We start from the raw sequence: 2,035 nt of genomic DNA, 5'->3' as shown, positions 1-2,035 counted from the left end.
CCGCGTTCGCTACGACTGATCCAAACTCAAAGAACAACAGGTAAGGACAGGGAACCATGCGCATCACCCACAACTTGCGTGCCGGCGTCGCCCTTGGCGCCATGATGTTCCTGGCTGCCTGCGGGCAGCCGGCCGACAAGCAGGCCGCCGCGGCGAAGCCGACGGTCGAAGAAGCGACCGCCTTCATCGCCAAGGCCGAAGTCGAACTGGGTGCGGCGCGCGAGAAGGGTGCCCGCATCGCCTGGGTGCAGTCGACCTATATCACCCCCGACACGCTGGCCATCGCCGCCGACAGCAACGCCGCCTACAGCGCGCTGGTCGCCCGGCTGACGGCGGAGAGCAAGCGTTTCGTGGGGCTGGACCTGCCGCAGGATGTGGCGCGCAAGTTCAACCTGCTGCGCGTGGAGACGGCCCTGCCGTCGCCCGCCGACCCGGCGTTGAACAAGGAACTGGCGGAGCTGGATGCCAAGCTGGGTGAGCTTTACGCCACCGGCAAGGTCTGCCGCGAGGATGGCAGCGATTGCAAGACGCTGGACGAGATCGACGACATTTTCCGCACCTCGCGCGACGAGAAGGAACTGAAGCGCCTGTGGACCGGCTGGCACAAGGTGGCCCAGCCGATGAAGCCGCTGTACCAGCGCCAGGTGGAGGTCGCCAATATCGGGGCCAAGGAACTGGGCATGCCCGACACGGGCACCCTGTGGCGCAGCGGTTACGAGATGGCGCCCGAGGCGTTCGAGGCGGAGGCCGACCGGCTGTGGGAACAGGTCAAGCCGCTCTATACCGGCCTGCATTGCTATGCCCGCACCAAGCTGGGCGAGACCTATGGCACCGACGTGGTTCCGCAGGACAAGCCGATTCCCGCCCATCTCTTGGGCAACATGTGGGCGCAGGCCTGGGGCAATGTCTATGATCTGATGGCGCCCAAGCAGGCGGCCCAGAATGTCGATGTCACGGCCCTGCTGACCAAGGCCAACTACGACCCGATCAAGATGACCAAGTCGGCCGAAGGCTTCTTCACCGGCCTGGGCTTCGATCCGCTGCCGCAGACCTTCTGGGAACGTTCGCAGATCACCCGCCCGCGCGACCGCGAGGTGGTGTGCCATGCGTCGGCCTGGGATATCGACGACAAGGACGATATCCGCATCAAGATGTGCACGCGGGTCAATGGCGACGATTTCCAGACCCTGCATCATGAACTGGGCCATAATTTCTATCAGCGCGCCTATAAGAACCAGACGACCCTGTTCCGCAATGGTGCCAATGACGGCTTCCACGAGGCCATCGGCGATTTCATCGCCCTGTCGGTGACGCCGGGCTATCTGGTGAAGCTGGGCCTGCTGGACAAGGAGCCGAGCACGGCCGGCGACGTGCCGCTGCTGCTGAACCAGGCGCTGGACAAGGTGGCCTTCCTGCCCTTCGGCCTGCTGATCGACAAGTGGCGCTGGAACGTCTTCAACGGCAACATCAAGCCGGAAGAATACAACAAGGCCTGGTGGGAACTGCGCACCAAGTATCAGGGTGTGGCCGCTCCCGTGGAACGCACGGAGGCCGATTTCGACCCCGGTGCCAAGAACCATGTGCCGACCAGCGTGCCCTATGTGCGCTATTTCCTGGCGCATGTGCTGCAGTTCCAGTTCCACAAGGCCGCCTGCGATCAGGCCGGCTTCACCGGCCCGCTGCATCGCTGCTCCATCGCCGGCAATGCCGAAGTGGGCAAGCGTTTCAACGCCATGCTGGAAATGGGCGCCAGCCGCCCCTGGCCGGAGGCGCTGAAGACCTTCACCGGTACCGATCAGATGGATGCGTCGGCCATGCTGGCCTATTTCGCGCCGCTGAAGGAATGGCTGGACAAGCAGAACGAGGGCAAGAGCTGCGGTTGGTAAGTTCCGCCGTGCAGCAAGACGGCACCCGGCCCCCGCCGGGTGCCGTCGGCGGTATTTTAAAGTGGGCGTTGAGAGAGAGCGGATGATGGTTCAGGACATCACCGGCGGGGCCAAGCGGGCCGCGCTGATCGAGAAGGCGGGCGAAGAGG

At 64.2% G+C, this 2,035-nt stretch carries 1 protein-coding gene; it reads left to right on the top strand.

The annotated features are described in order from the left end of the window. Window positions 1-56: 56 nt before the first annotated feature. The gene (locus ACM9HJ_RS30830) at window positions 57-1,886 is read left to right on the top strand and encodes a M2 family metallopeptidase (protein WP_416575639.1); all 1,830 of its coding nucleotides are present in this window, start codon (window positions 57-59) and stop codon (window positions 1,884-1,886) included. Window positions 1,887-2,035: the final 149 nt, after the last annotated feature.

Origin of the sequence: Niveispirillum sp. KHB5.9, assembly GCF_048066115.1 — a bacterium.
GTDB lineage: Bacteria > Pseudomonadota > Alphaproteobacteria > Azospirillales > Azospirillaceae > Niveispirillum.
The sequence above is the reverse complement of the archived record's forward strand: the minus strand, read 5'-3'. Positions and strand labels throughout refer to the sequence as shown.